This window comes from Desulfosarcina variabilis str. Montpellier (assembly GCF_048565275.1).
Classification (GTDB): Bacteria; Desulfobacterota; Desulfobacteria; order Desulfobacterales; family Desulfosarcinaceae; genus Desulfosarcina; species Desulfosarcina variabilis.
Window position 1 is genome coordinate 649,173 of sequence record NZ_CP159846.1, and the last position, 16,912, is coordinate 666,084.

The window sequence follows — 16,912 nt, forward strand, 5'->3', positions numbered from 1 at the left end:
CTTCGACGAAGCCGGTCTTGACGGTGACCCAACTGACGATGAATTTTGGCGGCTTGTGTGCCCTGGACCAGGTGGATCTGACCATCAGCGAAAATGAAATCGTCGCCTTGATCGGTCCCAATGGCGCCGGCAAAACAACATTGTTTAACTGTATTACCGGTATTTATACGCCCACCCGCGGCGATGTGGTGCTGACCGCCAGAGACGGGTCGGAAAGTCGCCTCAACGGGCTCAAACCGGACCAGGTGACCGCCAAAGGGATGGCCCGAACCTTCCAGAACATCCGGCTTTTTCAAAACATGACGGTGCTTGAAAATGTCATGATCGGCCGTCACTGCCGCATGCGCACCGGCATTCCGGGGGCTGTTTTGCGTCCGCCGCGGGCCAGAGCTGAGGAAAAAAAGGTCATTGCCGACAGTTATCAAATTCTTGAAAAATTCGCTCTGGATCGACACGTCAATGAATTTGCCAAAAACCTTCCCTATGGTGCCCAAAGGCGGCTTGAAATCGCCCGGGCCATGGCGACCGAGCCTATGTTGCTATTATTGGATGAACCGGCGGCGGGCATGAACGCCCAGGAAACCAAAGAACTGGACGCGATGATTGAACAGCTGCGCAGTCAAGAAAAGATTTCCATTTTGCTGATTGAACACGATATGAAACTGGTCATGAACCTTTCCGACCACATTTTTGTGGTTGACTATGGCAAAAAAATCGCCCAGGGCACACCGATGGAAATTCGTAAAAATCCTGCTGTTATCAAGGCGTATCTGGGGGAGGAAATCGATGCTTAGCCTCGTAGACGTTCATACCTATTACGGCAATATTCAGGCCTTGAAAGGGGTCAGTCTGGAAGTCAAGGAAGGCGAGATCATCACCTTGATCGGGGCCAACGGCGCGGGCAAGACCACCACCTTGATGTCCATTTCCGGGATCGTCCCCCCCCGAACCGGTGAGATTCGGTTTTTAGAGCAGCCCATTACCCGCATCAATCCCAACAAGATTGTATCCATGGGGATCAGTCAGGTGCCGGAAGGACGTCGGATTTTTCCTTATCTGACGGTGCTGGAAAACCTGGATATGGGCGCGTTTTTAAGAAACGATGCCGAGGGGATAAAATCGGATCTGGACTATGTGTTCAACCTTTTTCCCATCCTGGCCGAAAGGCGCAACCAGGCCGGTGGAACCCTAAGCGGTGGGGAGCAGCAGATGCTGGCCATTTCCCGGGCGCTGATGGCCAGGCCCCGGCTGCTGCTGCTTGATGAGCCGTCTCTGGGGCTGGCGCCCTTGGTGGTTAAACGGATATTTGAAATCATAAAAAAAATTAACCGCGAAAATAAAACAACGATATTTTTGGTGGAACAGAATGCCAACCTTGCGCTCAAGGTTGCCCACCGCGGATATGTGATGGAAAATGGGGAAATTACCCTGGCGGATTCGGCTGACCATCTGCTAGCCAATGAAGCGGTCAAAAAGGCATACCTGGGGATATAGCTGTCGTCCACCAAGAAATTATGTTCATTGTCCCCGGCCTCTCATTTTTTGAGCCTTATTCACTTCCTTTAACCCTTCTCAAACACTCATCGTCTTCTCTTTTCAATGGAAAATAATTTCATAGTATGGCATGAATGTCATGGTTATTAATGCGTGTCTACCATACGGATAGACGCCTGCTTACTTTTAGTTTCTGTTTAACTGACTGAAATTTAATGTATTGTTTAAGCAATAGTTGAATCTGGCACTTGGTTTGCTTTTCCCCTTCTGAGTTGGTTGCGTCAGGTCTTTGAGAAAAACTTGAGCGCCTTGAGAAAACCTGAATGGAAACCTGTGAGTAAGATACAAAAATTATGAATACCCAGTGCTGCTATCATCCTCCGTTTTGCCTGCTGAAAATAGCCATTGCTTTTTTGGTAATCGTTGCCGCTAGTACGGTTTTTTTGAAAAATATCGAACCACTAGAAAGATTTCCCCTGACCATCAGTGCCCCCACTGCCCAGCAGGCCTTGGACACGCTGTTCGATGTGCACAATGTGCCTAGTGAGCCGATTGTGTTTGTTCCCGAGGCGATGTGTATGGCGCCTAAGACGCAATGGGCGACGACTGATGCCTCTTGTGTGGAAACCGGCCCGGTAATTCCCGATGGTCTCACCCGAAAACAGAAAAGGCCGTTTCAGGGCATTATTGTCCATGCGGCAAAACGCTATGATGTTGATCCCGCTTTAATCCGGGCCATCATTTTTGCCGAATCGAGTTTCAATCCCCGGGCGACATCCAATAAAGGGGCCGGTGGGTTGATGCAGTTAATGCCATCCACGGCAAAAGCGTTAGGGGTCAAGGACATCTATGATCCGGTGCAGAACATCGATGGCGGTGTGCGGTACTTCAAGTCCCTGCTTGACCGGTTCGATGGCAACGTTCAATTTGCCCTGGCAGCCTACAATGCCGGTTCACGTCACGTTAGAAATTATGAGGGCGTGCCGCCTTTCAAAGCGACTCGCCGTTACGTCAAAAAAGTCTTGAAATTCCGCAGACAATTTAAAATGGAAACCGCTTCTCTCTCATCTCAACTGGCTCTGGGCCGAGTTTGATGGGCACACCAATCTGTGGTAAGGCACTTAACCCATGAAAGGTCCAATTTGTCATCCATCGGTCCGCAAACCATTCTGGAAAACCCTGTCCTTGGATCAGATGAGCCGTGAACAATGGGAATCATTGTGCGATGGCTGCGGGCGTTGCTGTCTCCAAAAATTTCAGGATGCGAAAACGGGCAAGGTGACCTACACCTGGGTTTCCTGTTATCTTCTGGATACCCAGGCGTGCCGTTGCACAAACTATGATCAGCGCACAACGCTCGTGCCGGATTGCCTGGTGCTGACCCCTGAACAAATTCCCCGTTTGCGCTGGCTGCCAAGAACTTGCGCTTACCGGCGACTGTCCGAAGGAAAAGAACTGCCCGCATGGCATCCGCTGGTTTCCGGTGACCCGGATTCCGTCCACCGGGCCGGGATATCGGTGCGCGACAAGGCCATCTCCGAGGTGTATGTTCATCCGGAGGACGTGGCGTTTTATGCCATCGGCTACCGCCTTTGATATCCGATTTTTCAACCGATGCGATCCTTTAATAGATATTTGGATTTTGGTCTTTGGCACTTTTTCTTCATTTTCAAAAGTCACCGATCGCTTCCGACCAAAGCCGTCATCCCAAGTGCGATTACCCTGGTATCGTTCACCTTGGGGCTTGACATCTGGGCGACCTATGGTAAAACCAAGCCAACTTTTCATGGTTTTTAATTAACTAATTGAAAATATTTATATTTATTTTTTACGGGTGGGATTGCGATCAGATCGCGGCCAAAACAGTAAAGCGATCTGAGGGATGGAGATGGCGATGACGAGTGTGCTCATTACGACCCTCGGTGGCCTTGGAATGTTTATCCTGGGCATGAAGATGATGACCGAAGGGCTCCAAATGACGGCAGGCAAACGGATCAAGGCGATTCTGAGTGCGGTGTCTTCGAATCGTATACTGGGTTGCTTGACCGGAACAGTGGTCACTGCCATGGTTCAGTCTTCTTCCGCCACCACGGTAATGCTGATCGGCTTTGTGACTGCCGGTCTGATGACGCTTCAGCAGGCTGTGGGAATGATTCTTGGGGCAAACATTGGTACCACGGTTACGGCGCAGTTGATCGCCTTTAAATTATCGGCACTGGCCTTGCCCGCCATCACCGTTGGTGTTGTGCTTAAATTCTTTAGTCAACAGAAGAAAACCCGCTACATCGGCGAGGTGATTTTAGGCTTTGGGTTGCTCTTTTACGGCATGACGGTCATGAAACACGGACTTGCACCGATTAAGAGCGATCCCACGTTTCTGGATTTCTTCACCCGTTTTGATCCCAGCAGTGCCGGCGGCCTGCTGTTATGTGTGGTGGTGGGTGCCGTCCTGACCATTCTCGTGCAATCCTCCTCTGCCACCATCGGCCTGACCATGACCCTGGCCAGCCAGGGGCTGCTTGCATTTCCGGGTGCCATGGCCCTGGTGCTGGGAGAAAATATCGGTACCACCATCACTGCCGAACTGGCCACGATTGGGTCCAACAACATCAACGCCCATCGAGCCGCACGGGCCCACACCATGTTCAATGTGATCGGTGTGTTCATGATGCTGTGTATCTTTCCCTTTTTTGTCGACTTAGTCCAGTTGGTGTCCCTGAAGCTCGGCGCTGGCCCTGTGGACCAGGTGGTCGAGGGGGATCTGGTCAATGTCGGTCGCTATATCGCCAACGGCCATAGTTTGTTCAATGTCCTCAACGCCTCGTTTTTTCTCTTGGTACTGCCCTGGCTGATCAAGGTTGCCATTTTGCTGTCGCCCAAGGAAGATGAAGAGGTCGATTTTTTCCGACTGCCTAATTTTGGTGACCGGCTGATTAACACCCCCATCGCCGCCATTGTGGAGACCCGTAGTGAAATCCTGCGCATGGCGGAATCTGCCAGTTACACCTTTCGAAAAACAGTGAAGCGACTCAAGGACAGGGATTACAAAAAACTGGCCAAATGGCGAAAAGTCGAAAATCATCTGGATGATATGCAACGGGAGATTTTGGCCTACCTCACCCGCATCTACCAGAGTGATGTAAGCGAGTCTGAAGCCAAGGAAATTTCCAGCCTGATGCGAATGACCAACAACATTGAGCGCATCGGTGATTCCGTTGAAAATATCGCTCAAACCATCGAAGATTTAATCGAGAGTAATCTTGCTTTCACAGAGACGGCCATGGTGGATCTGAATGCGTTGGTGGATAAGGTGGCCGAGTTCATGGACCTGATTACATCGGCCATGCGGCAGCGGCCGTCAAATTTCATGGTGCAGGCCGATAAATTGGAAAATACCATTGACGCCATGCGCGAAAAATTTCGCGATGATCATGTTCAGCGACTGCGATCATGTGAATGCGGGATTAATCAAGGGCTTTTATATGTCAATCTGCTGACCAATCTGGAAAAGATCGGCGACTATTTGTTCAACATTGCCGAAGCCGTGGCAGGCAAGAAATAACTTTTTTACGAATCCGTCAATGATTCAACCGCGGATGCTGTCCGATTGGATCCCCCAAACAAAATAGCGAATCCATTCAAACCCAAAAAGCAGCAATTCCCGGTCGCTGGCGCGACATTTTTTAACCAGGGCTTTTTTTACCCGATAGCGCTTCAGAAAACTGCTCTGAAAAACAAATTCCCTGAATCGGTCGATGTTGTAGGCAGCCATGAAGGCCATTTTACCCTTTGGGCTGTTCATTCCCGCAGGTCCCCACGGATCTCTTGCGAACAGCGCTTTGACCGCCGCCCAACGGGCCGTCATGCGATTAAACATGACCGCATCCTGATCATCTGCCCAGCTTGCAAGGGTCCAGGTTTGATCCTCATGGCGGCCCAGACAAAAATCTGGTGGCCGAAAAAAACTGACGATCTCCGGTGGGGATGATTGGCTCTTGAACAAGATGCCCTGTTCCACCGGAAACGTGCGGCATGTATCGGGGCGATCTGGATATACCGTGCATCCCTGATCACTCAAAAAAGGGCAGGTTTTGGCTTCATTGTCAGCCATCCGTAAAAGGACCTCGGGAAAAAAGTTTCCCTCACGCATGACCACATCCACATGGGTATCCAGAAACTGTTCAGAATCCATGTTTAATGCCTTCCTCAGACGAATGACATCATATGGATAAAGAAACAGGTTCAGGTTCCGGCAGCATCGGTTGAAACAGGCCAGGTCCTGATGGCAGGCAAAGGCAAAGGTGTCGTTCTTCTTAAGCGGTTTGCCCGGCAGTTGCGCAATCGTTTGCGGGTCAATTGATTTCATACTGTTTATCCGTGATGGCTGCCAGCATTTGGGCAATGGTGAGTTTGATTTTTTCTTGAAAACCGGTTTGCGACCGCAGTGTTCGTTCAAGCATGGCCATACTGCGGTACAAGGGGGTGCGGTCAAACGGAATATAATCGCTTTTGCCGTGTTCTCGACATTGTTCAAAAAAAGCGTCGCAGCCCGGATTTTTTTGGACACTGCCATTGGGGCGATGCAACTCGTGGGGGATGCCGTGCAGCCTGCAAATCATGGGGCGGTGGTCGTAAACAAGGCACAGGCCATCTTGATTCAGGGGGCACATGATTCGCGGCGCCTTACCTTGTCGGTCCGCCTGGGCCATCTGATCGATAACGGACAACGCCTGGCTGCGGACGGCCTGCCAGGTTGCACGGCCCAGCTGGCGTACGCCTTCAAGCAGGTAAAGGTATTCGATCAGGGTGTGATGGTAAAAGCGCGTCTGGCAGCAATTGTCCTGGCACCCCTTACAATGAAACCCATATTGGTCGGCCACGGCCGCATAGGCTTGATCCATTTGCTGAAAAAGCGCCGCCAGCCGGTCAAGCGCTGAAAGATAAGCGCTTTTGTTGGTAACGATCGATTCAATGGTCGGTGTCGAGATCATCAGCCGCTTGTATCACACAGTGGGGTTCGGAAAAAAGATTTTTCCATACAGGCTCAGCGCATGGCGATCGGTCATGCTGGCGATGAAATCGCAAACGACTTGTTCGCGGGGTTCGCCGTTTTTCAGGCAACCGGCAATACCCATACGCGTCAGTTCCGCTTCCAACACCATTTCGTCTTTTAGCAGGTAGGCGTAAAGCTCGGATAATATTTTTTTCGCCTTGATAAATTCCCGGTGAACACTGTTTGACCGGTAGACGTTTTCATAAAGAAACGCTCGCAGGGTGGTCATGGCGTCGAAGACTTCGTCGCTCATGGCCAGGTGCAGTTGCCCGCTGCTGGCTCGACTGGAAAAGATCAGGTCCCGAATCATGGTTGTGGCCCGTTCCTGATGGGTTCGGCCGATAACCCGGGTACAGACTTCAGGTACCTGCGTTTCACGGATCACCCCGCTGCGGATGGCATCGTCAAGATCATGGTTCAGGTACGCCATGATGTCGGCGATGCGCACAATGCGGCCTTCCATGGTGCAAGCCAGCTCTTCAGGGTCATCGGGCAGAATTTTTCCATACCCTTTGGAGTGCTTGACAATACCGTCGCGAACTTCGTAGGTCAGGTTCAGGCCCTGGCCATTGTTCTCGATCATGTCAACCACCCGCAGGCTTTGTTTGTGGTGAAAAAACTCCGGGGAATGAATCTCTTGCAGTACCGCTTCTCCACCGTGGCCAAAAGGGGTGTGTCCCAAGTCGTGTCCCAAGGCGATTGCTTCTGCCAGATCTTCGTTTAGAAACATCGCCCGGGTGATGGTCCTGGCGATTTGGGATACCTCCAGCGTGTGGGTCAGGCGCGTGCGGTATTCATCGCCGAGAGGGTTCAGAAATACCTGGGTTTTGTGCTTCAGCCGCCGAAAGGCATTACAATAAACAATTCGGTCGCGGTCCACCTGAAATGCGGTGCGAATCGGGCAAGGCGTTTCCGCCCGCCTTCTTCCCTGGCTCTGGGCGCTTTGACAGCCGAATGGGGACATGAAGTTTTTTTCGCGTTTTTCAAACTGCTCGCGTATGTTCATGGTACACCGGTTGTTATTTTGGTATCGATGTATTATTCTGGAGAAATATCTATTCACAGACAAAAGGCTTTGTAAAGTGCTATGTTGATTTGATTTAAGGAAGGTGGACAATGGGTGGCCATCATCTCGTATTGGGAAAAATAGAAGATTTTTTCACCGGGGAAACCCTGGATGATACGCACGACGAACGTTATCGCCAGAAAATCGCGCGATTTTTAGTGGTGGAAAAAGGATATCCAAAAGAAGATATCCAATCCCGTCGCCCATTGATTGTGGCCGCAGATACCCGCAAAGGTCGCATATGGGTAGATTTTACGGTTACAGTTGACGATCGACGGATAATGGTGATTAAATATGCGCCAGGTTCGCTGGTCACCCGCCATCGGCCGGCCCTGGCGATCAGTCGCTTGGTCGAGCCCTACCAGATACCGGTGGTTGTTGTGACCAATGGAGAAACGGCGGACATCTTGGATGGGGAAAACAGCATTTTGCGTACATCGGGTTTTGATCAAATCCCATCCCGGGCTGAACTGTTGCACAACGTACAACAGGCGGCCTATGCGTTTTCGCCGATTTCACCCAAACGAGCCGAAATGGAAGCCAGAATCGTTTATGCATTCGAAATTGATGGCGGATGTCCCTGTGACGATACCGCATGTAAGATCGCATGAGTTTGGATGGCGTAGTGGATAACGATGACGCACTGATGGCTGTTGCGCTTGATTTAGCCGAGGCTGCTTTGAAAAACGGTGATTTTCCGGTGGGGTGCGTGATTGCCGATGAAAATGCGGTCGTTGCCAAGGGCAGGCGAACGGGAACGGCCGATCGGACGGCCAATGAAATTGATCATGCTGAAATCAATACCCTGCGCTGGCTTTACCGGCATGCACCGGACATGGACCGCTTGCGATTGACCATTTATTGTACGATGGAGCCGTGTTTGATGTGTTTTTCCGCCATCATGCTCAGCGGAATCGGTAGGGTTGTCTATGCTTATGAAGATGTAATGGGCGGAGGAACCGGGTGCGATCGGTCCATGCTGTCGCCGCTTTACCGTGACAATCCGATAACGGTGACCGCCGGTGTCCGTCGAGAGCAAAGTTTGGCGTTGTTCCAGCAGTTTTTTTCCGAACCGGGCAATGCCTACTGGGCAGATAGCCCGCTTAGCCGTTATACGCTTGATCAACCCTTATCCTTCTGAGCCTTGGATTGTTGCTAACGGTTTTTCTTTGATTTTCCATTTTTTTTTCTTGCATTTGATGGTCGTGTTAGATATTGGAATAAAGTTTAGTATGGTATAGCTGTTTTATATTTTTTTCTGGCACAACCATCGGCCTTTACCGAAATGGCCGTTGGAATGATCTAACCCAACGTGCTGCACAGCAGGAGGTGAACGTATAGCTGGTCCCAGAAAACCAAACTTTAGTAGAAGACAGCCTGACACCACCCGGATTAACAAGAGTATCCGAGTGAGGGAAGTGCGCTTGATTGATCCGGATGGCAATCAAGTTGGCATTCTTCCGATTCATCAGGCCTTGGCCAAAGCCAATGATTTTGGTCTTGATCTTGTAGAAATTTCACCCAACGCCAAACCGCCGGTGTGCAAGATCATGGACTACGGTCGGTTCAAGTACGAACAGACCAAAAAACAGCAGGAAGCCAAAAAAAAGCAGACCACCTTTCAGATCAAAGAGATCAAGGTCCGGCCAAAAACCGGCGAGCATGATCTGGAAACGAAGATGGGGCATATTCGGAAATTCATCGACCGTAAAGATAAAGTGAAGGTTACGGTGATGTTTCGGGGGCGGGAAATTACGCTTTCAAACCGGGGGCGGGAATTGCTTCAACAGATCGCCACTGAATTGGAAGATATTGCCGTCGTAGAGCAATACCCCAAATTTGAAGGACGTACGATGATGATGGTGCTAGCGCCCCGGTAATTCCTTCTGGCCTATACCCATCGCACTGTATGGTGTTGGCTTCATTGGCCACAATTAAAAAGTGACGGGCTGATTATAATGCTGGCGTGAACGCAGGCGTTTCGTTCGCGCCATCGGTTTTTGAAATCTGGCGTTCAATTGCTCCGGCTGGTGAGCGATTTGTGTGTCAACACGTAATATTTTTGCCAAACGATTTATCTTTTGTTCAAGGAGAAAAAAATGCCAAAAATCAAAACCAACCGGGCGGCGGCCAAACGATTTAAAAAAACTGGCTCCGGCCGATACACGTTTTCAAAGTCTCATCATAGTCATATTTTGACCTCCAAGACCCGTAAGCGAAAACGGTCATTAAAAAAGATGCAATTGATAAAAAAGAGTGATATGCGGGAAGTCCGGCTGCTTTTACCCAACGGGTAAGCGATGGTTTGACCAACATGCGACAGGACAGGTTCCATCGATTCGGCCGACTATTAATATGCCGATAAAGCGCCGCTCCTGTTATCTTAAGGAGATGAAATCATGCGAGTAAAAAGAGGATTCAAGGCGAGAAGACGCCGCAATAAAGTGTTGAAACTGGCCAAAGGTTTCCGTGGGGGGCACAGCAAGTTGTTCCGAACGGCGGCGGACACCGTCGACAAAGCCCTTAATTATGCATACCGGGACCGTAAACAGCGGAAACGTCAGTTTCGCCGCCTGTGGATTGCCCGTATCAATGCGGCCGCAAGAATGAACGACATGTCATACAGCCGGTTGATCAGTGGATTGAAAAAGGCCGATGTCAACCTGGACCGCAAGGTGCTCGCCGATCTTGCAATATCCGATCCTTCCGGATTTGCCCAGATTGCCGCGCTGGCGTCACAGCAGGGGTAAGTCGGGGCATCCTTATCGCGGCGATTTGCCGTTTTGTGTCGGTACCTACCGCTACCCCTTCCCCTGTTACCGCGAGAATTACCGTTGTCGTCGTCCCGCTTCGGCGGGGCGATAGGAACGGCAACAATCCAAACCATTACAGAGCGACGATTGTGGAAAACACTATAGAACGGATTTATGCGGACGCCATGGACGCATTGGCATCAGCAACGGATGTCGATGGCGTAAACGAGTTGTCCATCCAGTACCTTGGTCGAAAAGGACGGGTCACCCATTTTCTGCGAAATATTTCCAGTCTCCCCGCCGAAGAAAGGCCCCTGGCAGGTAAACGGGCCAACGAAATCAAGCGTTCTCTGGAAAATGAGTTCAAAAAGGCGGAGGAGCGCCTGACCAGCAGCACGCAAACGGTGACCGATCGCATCGATGTATCCTTGCCAGGACGGGTGCCGGAAAAAGGATCGCTTCATCCGATCACTCAGATTACCAACCGCATCTGTAATATTTTCTCTCAGATGGGGTTTGATGTGGTCGAGGGGCCTGAGGTCGAAACCGACTATTACAATTTCGAAGCCCTCAATATTCCGAAGAATCATCCGGCGCGGGACATGCAGGATACCTTTTATGTGTCGGACAATGTGGTGTTGCGAACCCATACGTCACCGACCCAGCCCCGGGTGATGGAAAAACGCAAGCCTCCCGTTCGAATTATTGCACCGGGTAAGGTTTACCGATGCGATTCGGATTTGACCCATACGCCCATGTTTCATCAGGTCGAGGGGCTTTTGGTGGATCGTCATGTCTCTTTCTCCGATCTCAAAGGTACACTGGCCGCCTTCGTGCACCAGATGTTTGACGAGGAGACGACATTGCGTTTCCGGCCCAGTTTTTTCCCGTTTACCGAGCCCAGTGCCGAAGTTGACATTCGCTGCGTGATCTGCCGGGGAAAAGGCTGCCGCGTCTGTTCGCACACGGGGTGGTTGGAAGTGTTGGGGTCCGGCATGGTCCATCCGGCGGTATTTGAAAATGTCGGTTATGACACCAGCCAGTATACCGGCTTCGCATTTGGCATGGGGGTGGAGCGGATTGCCATGCTGAAATACGGCATTGATGACATTCGACGCTATTTTGACAATGATTACCGATTTTTAAGCCAATTCTAACGAACTCGTAAAAAGTCGCCGTTCGGACGGATTCGTAAAAAGCCCGAGATCAAGGCTTGCGAATCCTTAGGAATACCGCTATCGCGGGTGCCGAAGGCAGCGTACATAGGGTACTCCGCAGTGACGAAGGATACGCGTAACGCCGATATCGGGCTTTTTACGAATCCGTCAATTTTAACGAAAGTGCTTGCAGACCCATGAAAGTAAGTCTTAGCTGGCTGAAAGAATATGTGCCCATTCAAATGACGGTTTCTGATCTTGCCGATGCGCTGACCATGGCGGGGTTTGAGGTTGAGGCCGTTATCGACCGATATGCCTATCTGGAAACGGTCGTCGTCGGTAAGGTGAAAGCGGTCTTGCCGCATCCAAATGCCGACCGGCTGAAGTTGTGCCGGGTGGATCGTGGCAATGATACCGTTCAGGTGGTTTGCGGCGCACCCAATGTAACGGTCGGCATGAATGCGCCCCTGGCCTTGGTCGGGACCGCACTGCCCAATGGAATGCAATTGGAAGCGAGCGTTATTCGCGGGGAACATTCCGAGGGTATGCTGTGCAGTGAAATTGAATTGGCGTTGGGCGTGGACGGCTCCGGATTGATGCTCATGGATGAGGACTTGCAACCGGGAACGCCGATTGCGTCGGCCCTTCGGCTTGATGATTTCACGCTTGAAATCGGTTTGACACCCAACCGGCCCGACTGCCTGAGCATGATGGGGGTCGCCAGGGAAATTGCCGCCATTCAAGGGGTGAAGATGACTCTCCCTGCCTTTGACATGCCCGCTGCACAAGGCGACATCACTGCAATGACATCGGTGACCATCCAGGCGCCGGACCACTGCCCCAGATATTCCGCCTGCTTGTTGGATGGGCTCACCGTGGCCCCCTCACCCTACTGGCTTCAAGAACGATTGCGATCGGTGGATGTGCGTCCCATCAACAATCTGGTTGACATCACCAATTTTGTGATGCTTGAAACCGGTCAGCCCCTGCATGCCTTTGATTTTGACCATTTGGCCGAGCATCGCATTGTCGTCCGTACCGCCGGTCAGGGAGAGCCGTTCACCACTCTGGATCAGAAAGAGCGCCTGCTGGCCGATCACATGTTGATGATTTGCGACGGCCAGAAACCGGTCGCCGTGGGCGGCGTTATGGGGGGGCTGAATTCGGAAATCGAGGATACCACCACGCGCGTCCTTATCGAAAGCGCCTGCTTTGATCCGATCAGTATCCGCAGAACATCCAAAGCCCTGGGACTGAGCACGGATGCATCTCACCGGTTCGAGCGGGGGGTGGACCCGGATGGTACCCTTTTCGCACTCAACCGTGCCGCTAGTCTGATGGCCGAATTGGGGCAGGGCAATCTGGTGGATGGAATTATTGATGAGGATTACCGATCATCCGAACCACCGGTGCTTTCGCTGGATGTGGACGCCACCAATAACCTGCTGGGCACAAATTTGGACCGTGACCGCATGGGATCCTTGCTATCGTCAATCGAATTTGGTGTCGAGAAGGATGGTGACGCTGGCCTGACGGTGAAGGTACCGTCATTTCGTGTGGATGTCGCCCGGCCTCAGGATCTCATGGAAGAAGTGGCCCGGCTTTCCGGCTACAACCAGATTCCCACTACGTTTCCTTCGCTGCCCAGCGAAGGCGTGACCCCTTTGCCAATGATGGCACTGCGCAATCAGATCAGAGACATCCTCAGTGGGTTTGGGTTCTCCGAGGCGATCAATTACAGTTTTATCGGAGCCGATGCCTGTGATCGAATGCAGTTGGTGGAAGATGATCCACGCCGCCTGCACGTGCCCCTGCTCAACCCCATCTCAGAGGACCTGGCGGTGATGCGCACCAGTCTGATTCCTGGTGTGCTCGAGGCTGCCCAGCGCAATATTTCCCGGCAGCAAACCGAACTGCGCCTGTTTGAAATCGGCAAGGTTTTTTTCCCCCGGGAGGGCGAACTGCTGCCCCAGGAAAAAGAGATGCTTGTGGCATGTTGGATCGGTGCGGCTGACAAAGCGGCGTGGCATGCCAAGGAAAGGCCCTGTGATTTTTTTGATATCAAGGGAACGGTTGAAGGGCTGAGCCTTGTTTTAGGGATTGGCGGGCTCTTGTTCAAAGCCTTGCCTGACGACGGGTGCAGCGTTTTTCGCGCTGGTCATACAGCCCAGATCCTTCACAATGATGATGTCGTGGGGCAGGTGGGTGAATTGAATCCCGCCGTGGTCGATGCGTTTCGGCTCAAGCCGCCGGTGTTTGTTTTCGAACTGGACGTCGAAGTCTTGGCTCGGCTGCTTCCCGGTACCCGCCAGATGGCACCAATCCCCCGGTATCCATCCACAACCCGGGATATCACCATGATCGTCGATCAGGACGTGGAATCCGGACGTGTGTTGGAGACAGCGATTGGCTTCAAGGAAGCCTTGGTGGAAGATGTTTATCTGTTCGATGTGTTTGTTGGCGACCCCATTCCGGCTGGCAAAAAGAGTTTGTCATTCCGGTTCGTCTATCGATCTGCCGAACGGACCTTGGACGATGAAAGCGTGAACACGATTCACCAGGATCTCACCCATCGTCTGATTGCCGACGTCGGGGCGGCGCTTCCGGCATAAATGATGCTGAATCGCCGTTAGCACTTCCAGTCACAGAGATAATGCCGATGAAAGAAGATGCTCGCGGTGCAGTCGCGATACCCGACAAGTTTTATTTCAAGATCGGCGAGGTGAGTCGCCTCGCCGGTGTTCCAGCCTATGTCCTGCGATTTTGGGAAGGAGAGTTCAGGCAGATCAAGCCCAAACGGACCGAGTCTGGGCAGCGTTTGTATCGCCGGCAGGATGTAAAGCTGGTACTGAAAATTAAAAAACTGCTCTACGATAGACGATTTACCATTGAGGGTGCCCGTCAGCATTTGAAACAACAATCCAATCTTGAGGATGAAATCAACCGGGCACCCGCCCTGACGGATATCGCTGATATTCGTGCTGAGCTGATTCGCCTCCGAGATCTGATCGATGACTACCGCGGTTGACATGCAGGCGTCCGGGTCTGATGGGCGTGCCAAAACGAATTTTGTTTACAGAAATGGCGTTCATTTTTTTTATTGCTTCTGTTATTCTGCTGCCTGACTAGAAAGATATTGACATCGCGTGTTTTTTGCCGTAATGATTATGCCTTGGTGAGCGGGCATAGCTCAGTTGGTAGAGTACAAGCTTCCCAAGCTTGGTGTCGCGAGTTCGAATCTCGTTGCCCGCTCCATTTCATGTCCGGTTTCGTCTGTTCCGGTGATGCTGCTGGAATATAGGCTTTTTCGCCTGACGGGTTTTATGGACTGGTAGAAGACGGTATCCATAATCGGTTTGAAAATGGAAACGGGCTGTTCGCCCGTTTTTGTTTTTTTTGTTCGACGAGAATATGGTCAAACGTACGGGAAAACCCAAAAAGCGACCCCAACGGGAAGGTGTCCATCCATCGGTTAAGCAAGACCGAGAATGGCAGCAAGCCTTGGTGGCAACAGTGACCCGTTTGGCAGAGCCCCTTTGCAATCTTGAGGGCCTGGAACTGGTGCATGTTGAATACCAACGTGAACCTGGCGGGTTGACTTTGCGTTTCTTTATCGACAAACCTGGGGGGGTAACGCTGGATGACTGTGTCGATATCAGTCGCCAAATGGAAGATATTCTGGATGTCCACCTGCAGGATGTCCCACCTTACCGGCTGGAAGTATCTTCACCAGGCATTGATCGGCCCGTGGGCAAACTTGAAGATTTTATCCGTTTTGAGGGGCAGCATGCAAAGATTCGTGTCAGTACGGCTGTGAACGGTCGCAAAAATTTTACCGGCAGGTTATCCGGGGTGATCGGTGAAATGATCCAGTTGCAGGTCGACAAAGAGAAAATCAGTCTGAATTTCAAAGATATTACACGGGCACGGCTGATCAATTATAACGGAGAACACTGATGTTTATAGCAGATATCAAACGTGTGGTGGAGCAGGTAAGCCGGGACAAGGGCATTGATGCGGAGATATTGATTCGTGCCCTGGAAGAGGCGTTGCGTTCTGCTGCCAGAAAAAAATTCGGTAGCAAAGTCGACATTGAAGCGCAATACAGCCCCGACACGGGTGAAATCGAAGTCTTTCAATTCAAAGAGGTCGTCGAGGATGTAACCGAGCCGGATCTGCAGATCAGCATCAAAGAAGGGCGTAAATTAGACCCGGACTGTGAAGTTGGTGATAGTTTGGGCACCAAGATGGACACGTCTACCTTTGGGCGGATTGCTGCCCAGTCTGCCAAACAGGTGATCATACAAAAGATGAAGGATGCCGAACGCGACGCGGTTTATTCCAGTTACATTGACCGCAAGGGCGAGGTGATCAATGGTATCGTTCAACGTGTGGATCGTGGGAACATCATTGTTAACATGGGAACGACTGAAGCCATTTTGCCCACGCGGGAACAGATTCCACGGGAAAGCTACAGACGCGGCGATCGTATTCGGGCCCTGATTCTTGATGTTCTTTATGACACACGTGGGCCCCAAATTGTCCTTTCACGCACCCATCCGGATTTGTTGATCAATTTATTCAAAACGGAAGTGCCCGAAATCAGCGAAGGTATCGTGGAGGTCAAAGGGGCGGCCCGTGAGCCAGGAAGCCGGGCCAAGTTTGCCGTTTCTTCCCACGATTCGGATATCGACCCGGTTGGGGCCTGTGTCGGTATGAAAGGCTCTCGGGTGCAGAATGTGGTGCAGGAACTTCGCGGGGAGAAGATTGATATCATCACCTGGCATGTTGACGCTGCCAAATATGTATGCAATGCGTTGGCACCGGCCGAGATTTCCAGGGTCATCATTGATGAAGAAAACAAGTCCATGGAAGTGATCGTCCCCGACGAATTTCTTTCCGTTGCCATTGGCAAAAGAGGGCAGAATGTTCGTTTGGCGTCCAAACTTACCGGATGGCATTTGGATGTCAACTCCGAGACCAAATACAATGAAATGATGGAACTGGGATATGAATCGCTGGTCAATGTTCCAGGGGTCGGTGCAGGATTGGCGGATGCCTTTTTTGAAAAAGGCATCTATTCAGCCGAGGAACTTGCCGACGCCAGCGTTGATGAGTTGGTTGAAATTAAAGGGATTGGGCAGGAAAAGGCTGAAGTGTTGATTGATAGTGCAAGGCAGTACATTGCCGAGGCTGAAGAATCAAAGCACTTGGAGGCAGAAGCAGACGATGCGGAAAGCATGAATGCGGCGTCACCGCCAGCTGAAAAGGAGGCTGATCAGCCTGTGGTATCGTCGGCGAATGACACCGATACACCTGCAGCCTCCGATGCCGAATCGATAGAAGAGCAGTAGCGGATCCCGGCATGACTCAGATAAAAGGGAAATAA

The 16,912-nt window shown here is 51.4% G+C and carries 18 protein-coding genes and 1 tRNA gene; 16 read left to right on the forward strand and 3 right to left on the reverse strand.

All coding sequences use genetic code 11. From position 1 onward, the window contains the following. Positions 1-38: 38 nt before the first annotated feature. The 5 genes from Dvar_RS02940 to Dvar_RS02960 all read left to right on the forward strand — a co-directional run bounded on the left by Dvar_RS02940 (position 39) and on the right by Dvar_RS02960 (position 5,056). Positions 39-794, forward strand: a complete 756-nt coding sequence (locus Dvar_RS02940; protein ID WP_419664060.1) for an ABC transporter ATP-binding protein — start codon at positions 39-41, stop codon at positions 792-794. Next, entirely contained in the window at positions 787-1,494 is a 708-nt protein-coding gene (locus Dvar_RS02945) for an ABC transporter ATP-binding protein (protein ID WP_419660239.1), read from the forward strand. Before Dvar_RS02940 ends, Dvar_RS02945 begins: the two co-directional genes overlap by 8 nt. Positions 1,495-1,847: 353 nt before the next feature. Beyond that, complete coding sequence (locus Dvar_RS02950) at positions 1,848-2,588, forward strand: lytic transglycosylase domain-containing protein (RefSeq protein WP_419660240.1); 741 nt, start codon at positions 1,848-1,850, stop codon at positions 2,586-2,588. 34 nt (positions 2,589-2,622) lie between these two features. Further along, the gene (locus Dvar_RS02955; protein ID WP_419660241.1) at positions 2,623-3,090 is read left to right on the forward strand and encodes a YcgN family cysteine cluster protein; all 468 of its coding nucleotides are present in this window, start codon (positions 2,623-2,625) and stop codon (positions 3,088-3,090) included. 298 nt (positions 3,091-3,388) lie between these two features. After that, positions 3,389-5,056, forward strand: coding sequence for a Na/Pi cotransporter family protein (locus tag Dvar_RS02960; protein ID WP_419660242.1), 1,668 nt, complete (start codon positions 3,389-3,391; stop codon positions 5,054-5,056). Between the two features lie 24 nt (positions 5,057-5,080). On the opposite strand, the gene Dvar_RS02965 is transcribed toward Dvar_RS02960, so the two are convergent. The 3 genes from Dvar_RS02965 to Dvar_RS02975 are packed head-to-tail and all read right to left on the reverse strand — an operon-like array spanning position 5,081 to position 7,553. Beyond that, positions 5,081-5,860 (reverse strand): YkgJ family cysteine cluster protein, encoded by a 780-nt coding sequence (locus Dvar_RS02965; protein ID WP_419660243.1) that lies wholly within the window; start codon positions 5,858-5,860, stop codon positions 5,081-5,083. After that, positions 5,847-6,485: a hypothetical protein gene (locus Dvar_RS02970; protein ID WP_419660244.1), complete on the reverse strand. Its 639-nt coding sequence runs from the start codon at positions 6,483-6,485 to the stop codon at positions 5,847-5,849. Before Dvar_RS02970 ends, Dvar_RS02965 begins: the two co-directional genes overlap by 14 nt. A gap of 12 nt (positions 6,486-6,497) precedes the next feature. Then, positions 6,498-7,553, reverse strand: a complete 1,056-nt coding sequence (locus Dvar_RS02975; protein WP_419660245.1) for a deoxyguanosinetriphosphate triphosphohydrolase — start codon at positions 7,551-7,553, stop codon at positions 6,498-6,500. 110 nt (positions 7,554-7,663) lie between these two features. On the opposite strand from Dvar_RS02975, the gene Dvar_RS02980 reads away from it, so the two are divergent. From Dvar_RS02980 to nusA, 11 genes are all read left to right on the forward strand, one after another. Then, on the forward strand, positions 7,664-8,224 hold the full coding sequence (locus Dvar_RS02980; protein ID WP_419660246.1) for a type I restriction enzyme HsdR N-terminal domain-containing protein: 561 nt from the start codon (positions 7,664-7,666) through the stop codon (positions 8,222-8,224). Positions 8,225-8,238: 14 nt separating this feature from the next. Next, the gene (locus Dvar_RS02985) at positions 8,239-8,754 is read left to right on the forward strand and encodes a nucleoside deaminase (protein ID WP_419660247.1); all 516 of its coding nucleotides are present in this window, start codon (positions 8,239-8,241) and stop codon (positions 8,752-8,754) included. 250 nt (positions 8,755-9,004) lie between these two features. Further along, positions 9,005-9,493, forward strand: coding sequence for a translation initiation factor IF-3 (gene infC / locus Dvar_RS02990; protein ID WP_419664061.1), 489 nt, complete (start codon positions 9,005-9,007; stop codon positions 9,491-9,493). 219 nt (positions 9,494-9,712) lie between these two features. Continuing rightward, the gene (gene rpmI / locus Dvar_RS02995; RefSeq protein ID WP_410287348.1) at positions 9,713-9,910 is read left to right on the forward strand and encodes a 50S ribosomal protein L35; all 198 of its coding nucleotides are present in this window, start codon (positions 9,713-9,715) and stop codon (positions 9,908-9,910) included. Positions 9,911-10,012: 102 nt separating this feature from the next. Continuing rightward, positions 10,013-10,363, forward strand: a complete 351-nt coding sequence (rplT, locus tag Dvar_RS03000; protein WP_419660248.1) for a 50S ribosomal protein L20 — start codon at positions 10,013-10,015, stop codon at positions 10,361-10,363. Between the two features lie 152 nt (positions 10,364-10,515). Continuing rightward, positions 10,516-11,523: a phenylalanine--tRNA ligase subunit alpha gene (gene pheS, locus Dvar_RS03005; protein WP_419660249.1), complete on the forward strand. Its 1,008-nt coding sequence runs from the start codon at positions 10,516-10,518 to the stop codon at positions 11,521-11,523. 197 nt (positions 11,524-11,720) lie between these two features. Then, positions 11,721-14,135 (forward strand): phenylalanine--tRNA ligase subunit beta, encoded by a 2,415-nt coding sequence (gene pheT / locus Dvar_RS03010; RefSeq protein ID WP_419660250.1) that lies wholly within the window; start codon positions 11,721-11,723, stop codon positions 14,133-14,135. Between the two features lie 47 nt (positions 14,136-14,182). Next, the gene (locus Dvar_RS03015) at positions 14,183-14,551 is read left to right on the forward strand and encodes a MerR family transcriptional regulator (protein WP_419660251.1); all 369 of its coding nucleotides are present in this window, start codon (positions 14,183-14,185) and stop codon (positions 14,549-14,551) included. Between the two features lie 151 nt (positions 14,552-14,702). After that, positions 14,703-14,778: transfer RNA gene (locus Dvar_RS03020), tRNA-Gly, on the forward strand. A gap of 156 nt (positions 14,779-14,934) precedes the next feature. Then, positions 14,935-15,480 (forward strand): ribosome maturation factor RimP, encoded by a 546-nt coding sequence (gene rimP / locus Dvar_RS03025; RefSeq protein WP_419660252.1) that lies wholly within the window; start codon positions 14,935-14,937, stop codon positions 15,478-15,480. Then, the gene (nusA, locus tag Dvar_RS03030) at positions 15,480-16,877 is read left to right on the forward strand and encodes a transcription termination factor NusA (RefSeq protein WP_419660253.1); all 1,398 of its coding nucleotides are present in this window, start codon (positions 15,480-15,482) and stop codon (positions 16,875-16,877) included. The genes rimP and nusA overlap by 1 nt, the downstream gene beginning before the upstream one ends. Positions 16,878-16,912: the final 35 nt, after the last annotated feature.

Coding starts and splice junctions, on each gene's coding strand:
- Dvar_RS02940 (WP_419664060.1), top strand. CDS start 39: ATGAATTTTGGCGGCTTGTGTGCCCTGGACCAGGTGGATCTGACCATC.
- Dvar_RS02945 (WP_419660239.1), top strand. CDS start 787: ATGCTTAGCCTCGTAGACGTTCATACCTATTACGGCAATATTCAGGCC.
- Dvar_RS02950 (WP_419660240.1), top strand. CDS start 1,848: ATGAATACCCAGTGCTGCTATCATCCTCCGTTTTGCCTGCTGAAAATA.
- Dvar_RS02955 (WP_419660241.1), top strand. CDS start 2,623: ATGAAAGGTCCAATTTGTCATCCATCGGTCCGCAAACCATTCTGGAAA.
- Dvar_RS02960 (WP_419660242.1), top strand. CDS start 3,389: ATGACGAGTGTGCTCATTACGACCCTCGGTGGCCTTGGAATGTTTATC.
- Dvar_RS02965 (WP_419660243.1), bottom strand. CDS start 5,860: ATGAAATCAATTGACCCGCAAACGATTGCGCAACTGCCGGGCAAACCG.
- Dvar_RS02970 (WP_419660244.1), bottom strand. CDS start 6,485: ATGATCTCGACACCGACCATTGAATCGATCGTTACCAACAAAAGCGCT.
- Dvar_RS02975 (WP_419660245.1), bottom strand. CDS start 7,553: ATGAACATACGCGAGCAGTTTGAAAAACGCGAAAAAAACTTCATGTCC.
- Dvar_RS02980 (WP_419660246.1), top strand. CDS start 7,664: ATGGGTGGCCATCATCTCGTATTGGGAAAAATAGAAGATTTTTTCACC.
- rpmI (WP_410287348.1), top strand. CDS start 9,713: ATGCCAAAAATCAAAACCAACCGGGCGGCGGCCAAACGATTTAAAAAA.
- rplT (WP_419660248.1), top strand. CDS start 10,013: ATGCGAGTAAAAAGAGGATTCAAGGCGAGAAGACGCCGCAATAAAGTG.
- pheT (WP_419660250.1), top strand. CDS start 11,721: ATGAAAGTAAGTCTTAGCTGGCTGAAAGAATATGTGCCCATTCAAATG.
- Dvar_RS03015 (WP_419660251.1), top strand. CDS start 14,183: ATGAAAGAAGATGCTCGCGGTGCAGTCGCGATACCCGACAAGTTTTAT.
- rimP (WP_419660252.1), top strand. CDS start 14,935: ATGGTCAAACGTACGGGAAAACCCAAAAAGCGACCCCAACGGGAAGGT.
- nusA (WP_419660253.1), top strand. CDS start 15,480: ATGTTTATAGCAGATATCAAACGTGTGGTGGAGCAGGTAAGCCGGGAC.